Source organism: Teretinema zuelzerae (genome assembly GCF_021021555.1).
GTDB lineage: Bacteria > Spirochaetota > Spirochaetia > Treponematales > Treponemataceae > Teretinema > Teretinema zuelzerae.
Window position 1 is genome coordinate 1,551,232 of the sequence record NZ_JAINWA010000001.1, and the last position, 13,987, is coordinate 1,565,218.

Sequence of the window (13,987 nt, forward strand, 5' to 3'; positions counted from 1 at the left end):
TCATACTCCTTAGGGTACCGGGTCGTAACCGCCTTCATGGAAAGGATGACAGCGCAAGATACGTTTTATAGCAAGAAATGAACCTTTAAACGGACCATATCGTGTTACGGATTCGTAGGCATACGCAGAACATGTCGGATAATATCTGCAGGTCGGGGGAAAGAGGGGTGATATCCATTTCTGATACAAACGAATTGCACCACAAATCAAGGATTGAAGCAACTTCTTCATGAACTTTTCAACCGCAACCCGGCTTTTGCAAACAAGGTTGTCAGCTGTTTCTCCCTGACGGAAAAGGAATCCTTTCCCGGATACACCAAAACGGTTAAATCATAACCGGTCATCAGATCGTGCTTAATAATGCGATACGCTTCTTTACTCAATCTGCGCGAATGATTTCTCTCAACTGCCGTACCATAACCTCTCGGAAAGGTGAAAACAATTCTGTTTTGCTCCAATCCGTTTTCCAATACAAACAGTTTCGCCCCGTCACAGCTATATTTTTTTCCCTTCCGGAAAACTGACTGGATAGTTGCGGAACGCTTAAGGCGTTCCGCTTTTGTAAAACCTGAGCTCTTCACAGCTCAATTTGATTAATACGGTTTCTTTTCGTCAGAAACTGATAGCTTATAGCGCCCTTTCGATCTGCGGCGCTTTAAAACCATTCTTCCGCCGCGTGTTGCCATGCGTGCGCGGAAACCGAATTTTCGGGTTCGTTTGGTTTTACTGGGCTGGTATGTCCGTTTCATGGATTATAGACTCCTTTATTTGTAAGAACCCTGACTTCTTTTCAAGACCGGTTCAAATGTTAATTATCCCGATATAACACAGGCAACGCAGTATACATGGATCATATGCCGAGGTCAAGACTTCGGCTTCCCTTTCTCAAAGACACCTGATAACATTACCTCTATAGGGTCAAAGGAGTATTAAACCCCTTTGATTCGTCAGTGTTGATATGCATTATCCGAGCTGTTGCATATCCACATTGTGGATAAACCGGAAACGGTTACCCCACTGAAGTCGCTCGGGTTTCAGTGGGGGTTTTTATTTCCAGAGGTATGGAGAAATGAACGAGATATATCCCGAGGATATCCGCTTTTCACCTGAAGAGTCAAAAAAAATAATTTCTGACCTTTATGCGTACGCCTTTAACTGTCCTCGTGACGCCCGCAGTGAAGAATATAAAGCTGGTTTTCGCGCTGGCGCATTCAATACCCTTCTTTTGCCCAAATATAAGCACCTATCAACCACATCCTCATTCCCAAAAGGGTCTTGTCAGTTAGATGCCTGGTACTCAGGTTATGACGAAGGACAAAGGGCTGCCCATTCCTTTCAAATCAACTACGTAGAAAGCATTCAACACAATGAACCAGTCCCGACCATTAAACCAGAGGAGGGATCAGGCGAACAGGAAGTTTCTTTTAGCTTCACTTGAAGCTAATTCTTTGCTACTTGGAAGCGGCCTACCGTTAATCGGTACGGCGTCGGGTTCGTAACCGACCTACCTTCACCATGTTTCGGCTGGGAAGAGAGAATTTTGGGCGTATCGCTCTTCTATCGCAAATTTTGGAGAGAAATTTGTGATGGCGAAGCTATGCCTGAGTCAAACGAGGTTATCGAGGTTTTATTGGGTCGGAGATACGAATTATATCCGCCTAACAAGCGGTTAACAAATAACTTTAGGAAGTATATATGATGGAAAAGGTTTATCCAAAGGACATACGGTTTAACCCGCTTTTTGCAAAGAATATAGCTTCCATTTTATTACCTGATTCTTTTAGTAAGCCCCGTGATCCTCGAGGCGAGGATTATAAAGATGGATTTCAGGCAGGTGCCTTTAACACACTTCTTCTAGATAAGTACAAAGATCAATTCATTAAACCTCCTTTTTCAAAAGAATCTTGTCAACTTGATGCTTGGTTTTCTGGATATGAAGAAGGGCAAACCGAAGCCCGGTCTTGGCAGATTAATTATTTAGATTCTTTTTAGCTTCAAGGTTATTTCATCTGGAATGTCAAGGAAGAAAGTAAAAGGAATAGTCCTTCACTTACAAATTTTGGAGAGAGATTTGTGAAAGTGAAAGTATATCACAGAAAATTGCATACGGTAGCGGAAAGGTTTCCGGGAGAACAGAAGTCAGGAGCTCTCCACTTCAAATCTGTGCTCTACAGGGGTTCGACTCCCCTGTCTACCACTACCGGAAAATTAGCTTCATGTGAAGCTAATTCCTAGGAAAACATGAGAAAGGAGAGCTCACGTATGAAAATCGTATCTTTTGTATCAACCAAAGGTGGAGTTGGGAAATCTTCCTCCACCATTTTAATCGCAAATTACCTGGCTGCTGTCGGCAAGTCGGTATTGGTAATTGATACCGACTACAGCAATTCAACGACATTGCATTATCTTGAAAGCAAAGCCGGGTTGCGGGGGAAAGGGTTTTCTCAGGCCGTAAAGACTGGTCGCCTTACAGACAATATCGTTTCCACCCAAAATGAGAATATAGAGATAATTCCTTCAAACAGTGACATTGAACACCTGATATTGAAGGATGATCTGGTTCTTTCTCGTCTTGTGGAAATGGAACATAAAGAACTATCTCTCTATGACTACATTCTCCTTGATACGTCCCAGGGATTTAATTCCACGATCAATAACGCAATCTATGCGTCTGACCTGATTTTAACTCCGGTACTATTGTGCCAGTTCGACATGATTTCATGTCTTACTTTGCAAAGTAAGATTGTGGAAGCCGAGAAAATGTCTTCCTGGGGTCTTTTTTTTAATGGTGTTAATCAATACGCCCAAAATAAAAACTCATCCCATTATCAGTACATATCACTCTACAAAAAGACATTCACCCAGTGCCTTAACATTTATCTGCCTAAAACATCTGCGGTAACAAACCGCATTGACCGGGATCAGAAGATTACCCGTAAAACAAGCGAAAAGATTTTTGACGGTGTCGCTTCGTTAGTCGAAATAATCACCGGAGAGCCGGTAAGCGAACCAGTTGCTTTCTAAAGAAGGAAAAGGAAATGAAGCCATTAACCATACTGAAAGACGAGAAAAAGCTTGACCTTAATAATTCCGGGCGTGTTCTGTTGGCACGTCTTATACCACTTACCGAAATTAAGCTCCAGAAGGAGTTCCAGGAACTGTTTCCGCTTATTCCTGGTAACGTGGAGAAAATAACGCAACGAATCATGGAAGGCGGATACGATAATTCCCAACCGGTACATATATGGAATTTCAATGGGAAACACGTCCTAATTGACGGACATCATAGGCGGGAAGGCGCTCTTCGTGCCGGACTCCACGAAATCCCTTGTTTCTTACACGAGTTTTCTTCTATTGACGATGCGCTTGAATATGCCATAAGTCTTCAAACTGAAAGGCGCAACCTTTCAGATGCGGAGCTTATGAGAGCGCTTAAAGTAGTGGATTCTCTTAAAACACGAGGACGTGGGGCAACGGGTGACGGAAAATCCGCTGCACGTTCGGCAGAGGTTCTGGGTATTTCCACCTCACGGGTTGAGAAGACCCGCATGGTGGAAAAATATGCTACCGATGAAATCAAAAAACAGATCGAGTCAGGTGAACTCACGCTTAATAAAGCGTATCACCTCGTTCGGGAAACAATGACCGAATCGACTGGTAGGAAGAGTAAGGATAAGAAGCCTTCAAAAGAAGTCATACAGATTATCACTACTATTCAGTCATTTCTTACCTCTGGTGATATTGAAGGCCTTTCATCGTATGTAAAGGAGTACGGGATATGACTAGCGTAAAAAAGAGCGAAACGCGCGGACTGTATCGTTCTCATGATAAGAAGCTCGTCTATGGTCAGGTCGATACCATCTTGTTACATCCTAAGATGTACTTTTCAAAGAGAAGACTTTCACGGATGGCTCCTTACCAGATTTTTACTGGAGTAGGTTTTGTCTGTACCGTCCTTGATGATCGCCTCCAGGCAGATACTTGGTTTTTCAAGGATAAAAAAAGTCTTAATAGATTTATGCGGCAAGTTAAGGACAGCCTCCATTGTATTGAAGAATGTTTCTATGCCTCCGTCGTACAGCAGAATACAGAAGACCCATTTCAAAATAGGTAGGTGGAGGTAATGAACCAAGATAGAGTAAAAGAAATACTGTTATTACTTGCCGATACCAAAAGAGATTTCACTGTTATTTTTACTGGTAAGAAAAGCAAGAAAGTAAACGGGCTTTATAAACCTGATACGGCAGAAATCTTTCTTCATAACAAGAATTTTTCTCAGGATAATCAGCTACTGTATACGGCGATCCATGAATACGCTCACCATCTTCGTGTCGAATCGGGAACATCCTCTTCTCGTGCACACGATATTGCATTCTGGTCTCTTTTTAACACGCTTCTTGATGATGCAGAAACAAAAGGAATATACCAACGCATACGATCTGCATCCATACAGAAGAAAATAGATGAGGCTAAAGCCTTACAGCATGAAATACTTCTCCTTGAACAACGTTTAGGGGTATTGCTTCAGGAAATCCACGAAACAAGCGAAAACGAAGCGATTAGATATGAAGATATTATCCAGCATGATCTGCAACTCTCCCTTGTAACGGTTAAGAAAATGTGTGCTATAAGTACACTGCCAGCTCATAAAGTTGAAAACCTCTCACTCGATGCAGCGCATGTTCTGATTTCCAACAAGGGAAATGACCAACGGGTAATCGGTGCAATTGAATCTGGTAAAAGCATCGCTCAAATCAAAACCACTACTCAATCTCAATCAACGTCACGAGACGAGGAACTAGAAAGGGAAAAGAGGCGTATTGAAAAAATAATCACCGCTTTGAACGAAAGACTCCGTAAAATCATTAATGAGTTAGGCGAAATGAATGGAATCAATGCAGGTGAAGCTAGTCACGGAAAAATCTATGCGGAAAGGATTATGAAAGAATGAATAGTAGGAAAAGGCATTCACCCTTAACAAGACAAAAGATTTCTCTTGCCATGAAAAATAGAGTTCTGTCGTCTTCATGGAAGGTTAATGTTACAAGAGCAATTATCGAACAGTGGGCAAAAGCAGTCATATGTAATGAAACGGGAAAGACCTTTGAAAGTATATCAGAGGCCGCACGATGTTACGGTCTAGCTCCTACGCAAGTATCTCGGGTTTGTCGTGGTATGCGAAATAGTGTTCACGGTCTTACTTTTTCATTTCTATAATCAATAAGCTTCATGTGAAGCTAATTTAGTTTCACTTTTTAAAACCATAAGGAGGACAAATTGGAGTCAAAACTGATGAAAGCGATTACGGCGCTGGAAAGCGCAGGGTTCCAGGTAGATCGAGCCATTGAAGAGGATGGTCGTGATGTAGGAATCACCGTTTCAGGAGAAGTTGCGTATCAGCATATCAATGTAATAACAGCAAAAACCGGCGCGATCGTCATACGATGCACGCCGGTGAAAGGCTAATTAGTCTTTCAATTCAAGAAAGTCCTGAAAGACTTTAGCAGCAGCTACAGTCTGCTTTACAAGGTTTTAGAGACTTCCTTTTGTTAAATCATACGTTGTGCCATTTGCTTCAGCCATTGCATTCACCAAATTTAAGATTTGTTCTGATGAAATTATTTGAGCCATGTTTTTTCTCTCCGGGGGATTGGTATTTCGCCCTGCATACGCGGGGACGGTGTAGCTGCCTTTGAGTATACCACGCCTCCGGAGGTTTCTTTGAATCACAAGTTCGTGAATTAGCTTCTCTTGAAGCTAATAAATCAGTACGGAGGTTTTTGAAGATGGGCGATTTAAATCATGTGACTCTTACGGGACGTGTAGTGAGAGATGCAGAACTGAAACGCAAGGGCGCTAATCTAGTGATGTGCGAGTTCTCGCTTGCGAATAATTATTCAAAGAAAACAGGGGAGACCTGGTCAAAAAAAGCAAACTTTTTCAAGTTGGTGGTGTTCGGAAAAATGGCAGAAGGTCTACATCCTTATCTCAAAAAAGGTGCACTCATTGGTATAGAAGCTGAACTGCGACAAAATCAATGGGAGCAGGAGGGTAAGAAATACTCAAGCAATGAACTAATCATAAATGAAGTTCAACTTCTCTCTAGTCCAAAAAAAAGTAATGAGGCTCCTTCATCATCAGATTATCCGGCTGAAGAAGAATCTTTCCTTATGGATATTTACTAACTGAAGGTAATCAATGAATTCTAAACTACTAAGGAATCTATCTCTATTTTTATGTATATCATTTACTTTTTTTTCATGTGAAGTCGAACTTCATGCTGAATCAAATACATGGTATGAAGCAAGGGTAACAGCCGTTATTGATGGAGACACCATTCAGGTGCAGTTTACTGGAGAAGATTGCCCTTCTGGGTGCCAGTGGAATGAAAGAGTACGTCTTGTTGGTGTCGATACTCCGGAGCTTTTCACAGATCCTCCTGAGTACTATGCAGCTGAAGCACGAGCCTATACTAATCAAATCTATAGACGAGATGTTCTACTTGTATTTGATTCTGTCTCAGCCAAAAAAGATAGGTATGGAAGAGTTCTTGCCTATATTTATAAATCCTTTGATTCACCTTCAATTAATGAACAACTCATCCTCAATGGGTATGGATATTACTACGATTTATTTTCTTTCGATCCAGAAAAAATGAATGATTTTCAGAACGCAGAAGATTATGCCCGATTAAATCGGGTAGGTCTTTGGAGATAACTATAAGGAGTGTATTGAAATGAGTAAAGAATGGATTCGTGGTTATGGACAACGTTATCGACACATGGTCGTGCGAACTGAGGTTACGCCTCACTATAAAAGGACTCATTTTGCATGTGGGAAAACAACAGATTACACGCTTGATTGTGTTTTTGAATTAACAGAAACCGCGAAATGCCCACTGTGTCTTGATTTCGAACGAAATAATGTAAAAGCAATTTAGTTTATATGGAAGTGTAGTGATGAGTGGTCATCAGAATGTCATGCGTTCGTGCCGTAGTCAGTCGCATCATAGGTTCGATTCCTATCACTTCCGATAGCCCGTATGGGTGAAAAACTACGTGCCGGTTGCACCGGTGTTTGAGTTCAGCTCGGCCGGGAGGAAGCGGAAGACCTCCCGGCGTTTTTTATTAATAAAGAGGACGTAGTTATGAAAAATACAGTACTTGGTTTTTCACAAGAAAAGTTACTTGAATACAAGCTTAATATTTCTGAGATTCATATTCTTCAGTGGTTTGTTGATTGTATCGTAGGTCAAAAACTCATTCAAACACCGTTAACAAATAATACACCGTATTACTTAGTTAGGTATCAATACGTTATTGATTCATTACCACTGTTGGGTATTCATAATCCACGGGTAATCGCTCGTCATTTTAATGCACTCTGTAAATGCGGTTTACTCGATAAAAAAATTGAAAAAAACAAAGAAGGCACTTCTATTTACTTTTCATATTCAAGGAAAAAGATAGTCGAACTTCTTTACTCTGACTTGAAGGAATAATGCAATGATACATACATTTGATACTGAAGTTGCTGAATTATTCCATGATGCCAATATTGCAACGATTTTTCAAAATTTGTGTTATTGGATACTCCATAATAAGACAAATGATAAAAATCAAAAGCTGATAGAAATTAACGGTTCTCTTGTTAACCGTTACTTCACATATAATAGTATTCAAGCATTTGTACAACAATTTCCATATTACTCAAAAAAGCAAATAGAAACCTATCTCAATAAACTGCGCGACCGGGGATTGATTGTTAAAGGGAATTTCAATGATAAGGGTTTTGATCGGACTAGTTGGTATTGTTTAGTAGATGAGCAGTATTGGATTGACAAGTATTTAGGAGTATCAAAAAAGCCCTCTACACCACTACCAACAGATGAAACACCTCAAAAAGATGACACAGAAGATTCATTTAATCACTATTCAAATAGCGAAACACCAGATTGCTTCACTGAATCAATCGATACTGCTTCATTGACTTGTGAAAATGAGACTACTAGTGTTGAAAATCTCCAATCCTTCCATTTCCCCAAACGGGGAAATGCATTTCCCCAAAACGGGAAATCCATTTCTCCAAACGGGGAAATGCATTTCTCCAAAACGGGAAATCCATTTCCCCAAACGGGGAAACCTATACCAGATATAAACTCATATCCTAAACCAAATAATAAACAAAATACTGCTTCTGCTATTCGTACTACGTTGCAAAATCTTGATCCAACATTGATTTTGGATTCTGAGTTTTATCCCGCAGCAGCAGATTTTCTTAATCGTTTCAGAGTAGGAGAAGAGTACTTGATTTGGTTTTATAACTATCTCAAAAGCTCCAAGCGAATAAACAACTTCTCAGGGTACTTCTTCACTGTGTTCTTTCGAGAGGTCTATATTCAGCGCTATCAAGCGCAATTACTCACTAGTAAGAAAGCACTGGACGAGAAAAAGGACCTGCTCAAAGAATATTTATGCCCTGTCTGTGGTAATCATGAGCAAATCACACAGGCAACGCGCTCTTGTTCGGAGTGTGATTCTCCAATTGACCCAGCAGTTGATGATATACCACGACTCAAAGCATTGTATCGAATGGACGATGAAACTAAGGAGCTTTATATTTCTGCTCGCTCGCAAGCGCTTCGATCAGGAGGAAATGTTAGTGATAAACTCAGAGATCTCGATCGACACTTTGGGCTTGTAGGCTAGATATGGCAAAACACTTTATTGGTGTTGAAGATTATGAGATTAGTCCAACCTGGAAATCGCCAAGGAAAAAAAGAAGTAGTCTTGCACTCGGACTGACTGCTCTATACGTACTTCGGAAGTACCGCGCAGGGAAGAAAAGTAGTTCTGGTAGTGGTGGAAGAAAATATGGCACAAGAACTTCGATAGATACTCGACAGAGATGCACAGTCAAAATGCATTACTCGAAGAGTATGGAGGCACATAAAGAGCAAATAAATCGGTATTTGGTGAAGGAAGGGAAAGGGAAAGATGGTAACGCACCGACCCTATACGGTACTTCAGAGGTTGAGTATAGAAAAAATATGACAGACAAGAATTTTCGAATATTTTTGAGTCCTTCATCAAATAAGGTTCCACTTGAAACTCTTGCAAAGACCTTCATCGCTTCCCTTGAATCTCAAACAGGTTATTCACTATTCTGGGTAGCTGCAAATCACTATGATACAGCCCATCATCATGTACACCTTCTGATTAATGGGAAAGATAAGGATGGAAAGGATGTATTCATCCCTCCCGATGTGGTTAAGACTTTTATGCGTGAGAATGCACGGAACATTTGCACATCGTTAATTGGATCTCGCACGAAGGAAGATATGGCCTTGGAACGTAAAGGACAACTTACTGCGAATCGGTATACCATCCTTGATGACAAAATTAAAGAACAACTTACGGACTTCAAGATTGTTCCACGTTTAACTACTCGAGATGCTGAGAGTATAAGTATGCGACTTACGCATCTTCAGGCGCTACATCTGTGTAAGTTCAAAGATGGTCAATACATATTTGTTCCCGAATGGGAATCATTACTACGAACGAATGGTCGATATAATGCTTTTCTTTCTGCGCGAAAGACACTTGTACATACAGAAGAACAAAATCTCAATCTCTATGATGCCTCCCAGGGAAAGGTCTCTGGTATTGTGACAAAGATATTCAAAACAGATGAAGTATCAGATAATCATGCACTAGTTCTTGAGTCTATCAATGGGAAGGCATACTTCATTCCGCTTTACTCAAGACCCAGGATTTCCGGAGGACAAATAATTGAAGTTATTCCTGAAAGAAATCAACGAGGTCGCCTAACCCCGACAATGAATAAGAAGAGTCATACCGATTTGCTCGTAGAATGTGAACAACATGACTATAGAAAAGGATATGCCGTCTCTGTGCGAGGTAACGCACAAGGACGCGAAGGACCTGAGAAAACGCTATAAGTATGGTATACTTAGGGCTTATAATAATTGAAGAGAAAAGGAGCAGCAAGCATGGAAACTAAAGCACGATTTCTACAGTACACAGACAAGATTTGCCGTGATGAGGACGGAAACATTCAAGACGAAGATGTTTTATTTCCAAAAATGATCATGAGGTTTAAAAATGGGTTGCTAGACGGTGGTGAAGAACCCGGAATTTCTTGTACTGATGGTCATCTTGAATACTGGAAAAATGGAAAGCTTCATGCTGTTGGTCGCCCAGCAGTAACAACTATTCGTGAAGATGAAGATGGCAATATTTATGAAGAATACTGGGAGAATGGAATTCGTATCTCTTGATTTTTACCCAAAAGACTTGTAATGTAAAAAAGAACCTTCTTTGTTTAGCTGAACTCAAACAAAAGAAAGTGACATGGCTACAAACTCATCAGAATTCCTTCGCGGAAAACCGACTAGTGGGAACCGTGAACAACTGTTCGCAGCGGTTAATAAGATATGCGCATTTATTATCATATTTGCCGGGTTATGGGTTTCAACTCAGTATTTCGCCTTCCTTATCGGCTATGATCCTTTACTCATTGGCTATCCTTTCATAATCATTCGTGAAGAGTGGCTTAATGGCGGATCATATCCATTATATGAGCCCTGGAAGTATCTGCTCTGGCTCTTTGCATTCTTTAAGGATGCAGAACTAACCTATCTATTAAAGAAAGCCTTAGTTCCCTGGCTTGCGGTCTCCTTTTTTGCCGTAATCCTCTACACGGTCATCACCTATTTCCGTGGATTCAGACAAGCGGCTGAAAACATCTTTGGTACGGCTCGATGGGGTAAAATAAAGGATTTAAAGAAAGAAGGACTTTTAAGGAATGATACTGGAATTGTTATAGGCCAGTTAGTAAATGCTGATGTATCTGCAACTCTTAATAAAAAGGAAGGCTCTGTTTCATTACATCTGAAAAAACCATCTGAACTTATTACACAAGTTGGAATTACAAATGTGTTACTTGCAGCTCCAACAAGATCTGGTAAAGGTGTATCAACTGGCATTTCGACAATATTGTTCGATGATAAAGAATCAATGTTTATACTAGATTTCAAAGGCGAGAACTTTGAAAAAACTAGTGGTTATCGGTCAACTCTTGGTCCAGTATATCGTTATTCGCCTATTGATACATTAGGGCATAGTTTCAACCCCCTCATGGAAGTCCCGGGTGGAAAAGATGCTTATTCATATGTCAATCTTATCGCTGATATAGTTCTAACCCCTCAAGCAGGGAAGTCAAATAGCGACGCAAATACAGAACATTTCCGGAAGGCTGCTGTTGCCTTTTTGACAGGAGTTATCTTTCATGTAATTGGGTCTGACTATCCGGATAAAAGTCTGCCTGGTGTATATAAGTTTTTGTCCTCAGTTAATCCTGATAAACCAGAAGACGATACGTATCCTCTAACTCTTATGATTAATGGAGTTCATTGTGATCAAGAAGTACATGAACGTGTCGTTACAGCCGCAGCAAATCAATTAAAGCGTAGTGAGAAAGAAAGATCAGGCGTCTGGTCAACTACAATCAATGGTTTAGAGGTCTATGACGATTCGTATGTGCGCGAATGTTCAAGAAGCCATGATTTTTATTTGGATGAGTTTGAGAAAACAGATAAACCGATAACTTTGTACTTTATTATGGAATACGGTCATGTAGAACGATTGGCTCAGATTATACGTATATTTGTTATGCTTATGATTAGAAAATTTTCCGCAGGTAAAACAAGTCATGGGAAACGTAAAATGAAAATACCCGTTTTACTTGTACTTGATGAGTTCGATAAACTTGGAAAATATAACGAACTTCAACAAAGCATGGGAATTCTTGCAGGATACGGACTTCATTTTTTATTGATGATTCAATCATCGAGTCAACTTGTAGATATCTACGGAAAGAATAATCAATTTTTTGCTCATTGTAAAAATATAATAGTTTATGCACCAGGTGAAATAGAAAGTGGAAGAATCGTTTCTGAAATGATCGGAAAAGAATCGATTTGGAAATCGAGTACGTCCACGAGCGGCACCCGTTTCTCGGTTGGGCTTGATAACCTGAATATCTCGGGAAACGAGCAAGAGAGAAACCTTATAAACCCGGACGAAGTGATGAAGTTGCCACCCGACCAATTTATTCTTCTTACGCAAGGAAGGCCTCCTTATTTGGGAAAAAAATGCGTCTATTACGAGCAATCACCCTTCAAGAATCGACTGCTTCCTCCTGCCTTCACAGATAAAAAAGGTGCAATGAAACAATGTGCCCATAATGTCGTGCGGAATTCAGGCCGGCGCTGGTTCGATCTTCCCCTGTTTACCTGTCTTGAGAAGACCTCTGAAGTTGTTGTTGATGAACGCTTAATAGATCCATGGTTTACCAATCGAATCAGAGATAGTGAAGTACAGAAACTAGCTTCACAAGCCGCAGAAAGCGAAGCTCCTTCTGATTCTTTTTATGCAGATGTTCCGGATGGCTCTCCTCTAATCCAGGAAGAGACATACACCCCAAATCTTATAGGACTATAATATGGATGTAATTTCGTCGACAGGTGAAGTTTCACGATTTCGTCTTTCCCGGGAACAAAAGAAAGAAATCGATGCGTATTGCGCCCGGCATCGCATTGAATCGCGCTCTGAGTTTTATCGCTTTGCTATTTCGCAAGCCCTCCGCCCGGAGATTGAAGATCCTGACTTAATATTTGCATCATTAAAGCATCTACATGATACAATGAATACTGTAGCCCGCCAGCAGGAAGTTCTTTTTAGCTATATCACATTTCTCGCAAGGCATTTCCTTTCATATCATGCAGAAATTCCAAATGAGCTAAAAGAAGCGGCCTCTATCTCAGCTGTTGAGCGCTTTGAACGTGTTTTCAAGAGCTATCAAGCAAGTCTAAAAAACTCTCCGTCCATGTTTGAATCTCTCCTTGCTGACTTCTTTGAGGAACACTAATGAACGCCGACGCCCAAAAAGAAATACGGGAAAGACAGTTAGCAAATCTTTATGGTGAGCTAGAAAGTCTTCTTCCTGTCTTTGAGAACAAGGAGCTGACCGACATTTTCATTTATGGCGATGGAAGTGTTCGGGCTGAGCATTTTCTTGAAGGGCGAATCGATGCAGGAATACAGGTTAATGAAACCGCACGATATAACATCATACATTATCTCTCTGCAATGGCAGATTCAAGCATTGATACATGGTCAAATCCTACCTTAGAAGGAATCCTTCCCGGCTATAATTTTCGTGTGACAGCAGTCATTCCACCATGGGTTAAATCCCCGGAGATCACCTTCCGCAGACCTCCGGTAAAGATATTCTCTTTAGAAGAGTATCGAGACACAGGACGAATGACAGACATGCAATATAAGGAGGTCGTAGCGGCAATAGAAAGGAAAGATAATATCCTCATCGGTGGAGGGACAGGATCAGGGAAGACAACCTTTACGAATGCGTGTATCAAGAAAATGAGCGAGTTTACTCCTCATGACAGATTTCTGATTATAGAAGACACTCCAGAACTACAATGCCATGCAGAAGACCTTACGCAACTATACATCAGAAAAGATCAAGCAGCTTTGGCTGTTCGTTTTGCTCTTCGTTGGTTTCCAAAAAGAATCATTTTTGGAGAACTTCGATCTGGCGATGTTGCAAGAGAACTCCTTGAATGCTGGAATACTGGACATCCGGGGAATGTTACCACCATTCATGCAGACTCAGCGCAATCAATGCTTACTCGTTTCCGTGGAATGCTTTCTGAAGTAATTACAGGAACACTTCCTGATGTAAGTGAGACGATACAGGTGTGTGTGCATCTCAAAAGAAAAGCAGGTTTCGGACCCATGGTAGAAGAAGTTCTTCATACAAGGCAGATTGCAAAGCTTCTCGATACCATAGAGAAACAGCGATCAAGCGAAGCATTTGTAATGAGTGAGTATAACGATTATCTCCATGCGACGCTCAATGCTGAATAATACCTAACAGCAGAACA

Annotated in this window: 20 protein-coding genes and 1 pseudogene; 18 read left to right on the plus strand and 3 right to left on the minus strand. The window is 40.8% G+C overall.

Features of this window, described 5'->3' with window-relative positions:
* Positions 1–9: 9 nt before the first annotated feature.
* The 3 genes from yidD to rpmH are packed head-to-tail and all read right to left on the minus strand — an operon-like array spanning position 10 to position 749.
* Positions 10–231: a membrane protein insertion efficiency factor YidD gene (gene yidD / locus K7J14_RS06790; RefSeq protein ID WP_230754629.1), complete on the minus strand. Its 222-nt coding sequence runs from the start codon at positions 229–231 to the stop codon at positions 10–12.
* The gene (rnpA, locus tag K7J14_RS06795; RefSeq protein ID WP_230754631.1) at positions 228–581 is read right to left on the minus strand and encodes a ribonuclease P protein component; all 354 of its coding nucleotides are present in this window, start codon (positions 579–581) and stop codon (positions 228–230) included. The genes yidD and rnpA overlap by 4 nt, the downstream gene beginning before the upstream one ends.
* A gap of 12 nt (positions 582–593) precedes the next feature.
* On the minus strand, positions 594–749 hold the full coding sequence (rpmH, locus tag K7J14_RS06800; protein ID WP_230754632.1) for a 50S ribosomal protein L34: 156 nt from the start codon (positions 747–749) through the stop codon (positions 594–596).
* A gap of 320 nt (positions 750–1,069) precedes the next feature.
* On the opposite strand from rpmH, the gene K7J14_RS06805 reads away from it, so the two are divergent.
* The 18 genes and pseudogenes from K7J14_RS06805 to K7J14_RS06885 all read left to right on the plus strand — a co-directional run bounded on the left by K7J14_RS06805 (position 1,070) and on the right by K7J14_RS06885 (position 13,970).
* Positions 1,070–1,438, plus strand: coding sequence for a hypothetical protein (locus K7J14_RS06805; protein ID WP_230754634.1), 369 nt, complete (start codon positions 1,070–1,072; stop codon positions 1,436–1,438).
* A 257-nt stretch (positions 1,439–1,695) separates the two neighbouring features.
* Positions 1,696–1,992: a hypothetical protein gene (locus K7J14_RS06810; RefSeq protein WP_230754637.1), complete on the plus strand. Its 297-nt coding sequence runs from the start codon at positions 1,696–1,698 to the stop codon at positions 1,990–1,992.
* 270 nt (positions 1,993–2,262) lie between these two features.
* Entirely contained in the window at positions 2,263–3,024 is a 762-nt protein-coding gene (locus K7J14_RS06815; RefSeq protein ID WP_230754639.1) for a ParA family protein, read from the plus strand.
* A gap of 14 nt (positions 3,025–3,038) precedes the next feature.
* Positions 3,039–3,782, plus strand: coding sequence for a ParB/RepB/Spo0J family partition protein (locus K7J14_RS06820; RefSeq protein ID WP_230754641.1), 744 nt, complete (start codon positions 3,039–3,041; stop codon positions 3,780–3,782).
* On the plus strand, positions 3,779–4,114 hold the full coding sequence (locus K7J14_RS06825) for a hypothetical protein (protein WP_230754643.1): 336 nt from the start codon (positions 3,779–3,781) through the stop codon (positions 4,112–4,114). The genes K7J14_RS06820 and K7J14_RS06825 overlap by 4 nt, the downstream gene beginning before the upstream one ends.
* Positions 4,115–4,123: 9 nt before the next feature.
* Positions 4,124–4,951: a hypothetical protein gene (locus K7J14_RS06830; protein WP_230754645.1), complete on the plus strand. Its 828-nt coding sequence runs from the start codon at positions 4,124–4,126 to the stop codon at positions 4,949–4,951.
* Between the two features lie 50 nt (positions 4,952–5,001).
* Complete coding sequence (locus K7J14_RS16355; RefSeq protein WP_408033976.1) at positions 5,002–5,217, plus strand: hypothetical protein; 216 nt, start codon at positions 5,002–5,004, stop codon at positions 5,215–5,217.
* A gap of 75 nt (positions 5,218–5,292) precedes the next feature.
* Positions 5,293–5,466, plus strand: a complete 174-nt coding sequence (locus K7J14_RS06835) for a hypothetical protein (protein ID WP_230754647.1) — start codon at positions 5,293–5,295, stop codon at positions 5,464–5,466.
* A 320-nt stretch (positions 5,467–5,786) separates the two neighbouring features.
* Complete coding sequence (locus K7J14_RS06840; protein WP_230754650.1) at positions 5,787–6,185, plus strand: single-stranded DNA-binding protein; 399 nt, start codon at positions 5,787–5,789, stop codon at positions 6,183–6,185.
* A gap of 13 nt (positions 6,186–6,198) precedes the next feature.
* Positions 6,199–6,717, plus strand: a complete 519-nt coding sequence (locus tag K7J14_RS06845) for a thermonuclease family protein (protein ID WP_230754652.1) — start codon at positions 6,199–6,201, stop codon at positions 6,715–6,717.
* A 230-nt stretch (positions 6,718–6,947) separates the two neighbouring features.
* Positions 6,948–7,033 (plus strand): annotated as a pseudogene (locus tag K7J14_RS06850).
* A gap of 114 nt (positions 7,034–7,147) precedes the next feature.
* Positions 7,148–7,501 (plus strand): hypothetical protein, encoded by a 354-nt coding sequence (locus K7J14_RS06855; RefSeq protein WP_230754654.1) that lies wholly within the window; start codon positions 7,148–7,150, stop codon positions 7,499–7,501.
* A gap of 4 nt (positions 7,502–7,505) precedes the next feature.
* Positions 7,506–8,708, plus strand: a complete 1,203-nt coding sequence (locus K7J14_RS06860) for a hypothetical protein (RefSeq protein WP_230754656.1) — start codon at positions 7,506–7,508, stop codon at positions 8,706–8,708.
* Positions 8,709–8,710: 2 nt separating this feature from the next.
* Complete coding sequence (locus tag K7J14_RS06865) at positions 8,711–9,961, plus strand: DUF3363 domain-containing protein (protein ID WP_230754658.1); 1,251 nt, start codon at positions 8,711–8,713, stop codon at positions 9,959–9,961.
* A 51-nt stretch (positions 9,962–10,012) separates the two neighbouring features.
* The gene (locus K7J14_RS06870) at positions 10,013–10,300 is read left to right on the plus strand and encodes a hypothetical protein (RefSeq protein WP_230752607.1); all 288 of its coding nucleotides are present in this window, start codon (positions 10,013–10,015) and stop codon (positions 10,298–10,300) included.
* A gap of 73 nt (positions 10,301–10,373) precedes the next feature.
* Positions 10,374–12,524: a type IV secretory system conjugative DNA transfer family protein gene (locus K7J14_RS06875; RefSeq protein ID WP_230754660.1), complete on the plus strand. Its 2,151-nt coding sequence runs from the start codon at positions 10,374–10,376 to the stop codon at positions 12,522–12,524.
* Between the two features lies 1 nt (position 12,525).
* Complete coding sequence (locus K7J14_RS06880) at positions 12,526–12,951, plus strand: ribbon-helix-helix domain-containing protein (RefSeq protein WP_230754662.1); 426 nt, start codon at positions 12,526–12,528, stop codon at positions 12,949–12,951.
* Positions 12,951–13,970, plus strand: coding sequence for an ATPase, T2SS/T4P/T4SS family (locus K7J14_RS06885; RefSeq protein ID WP_230754664.1), 1,020 nt, complete (start codon positions 12,951–12,953; stop codon positions 13,968–13,970). Before K7J14_RS06880 ends, K7J14_RS06885 begins: the two co-directional genes overlap by 1 nt.
* The last annotated feature ends 17 nt before the right edge of the window (positions 13,971–13,987 follow it).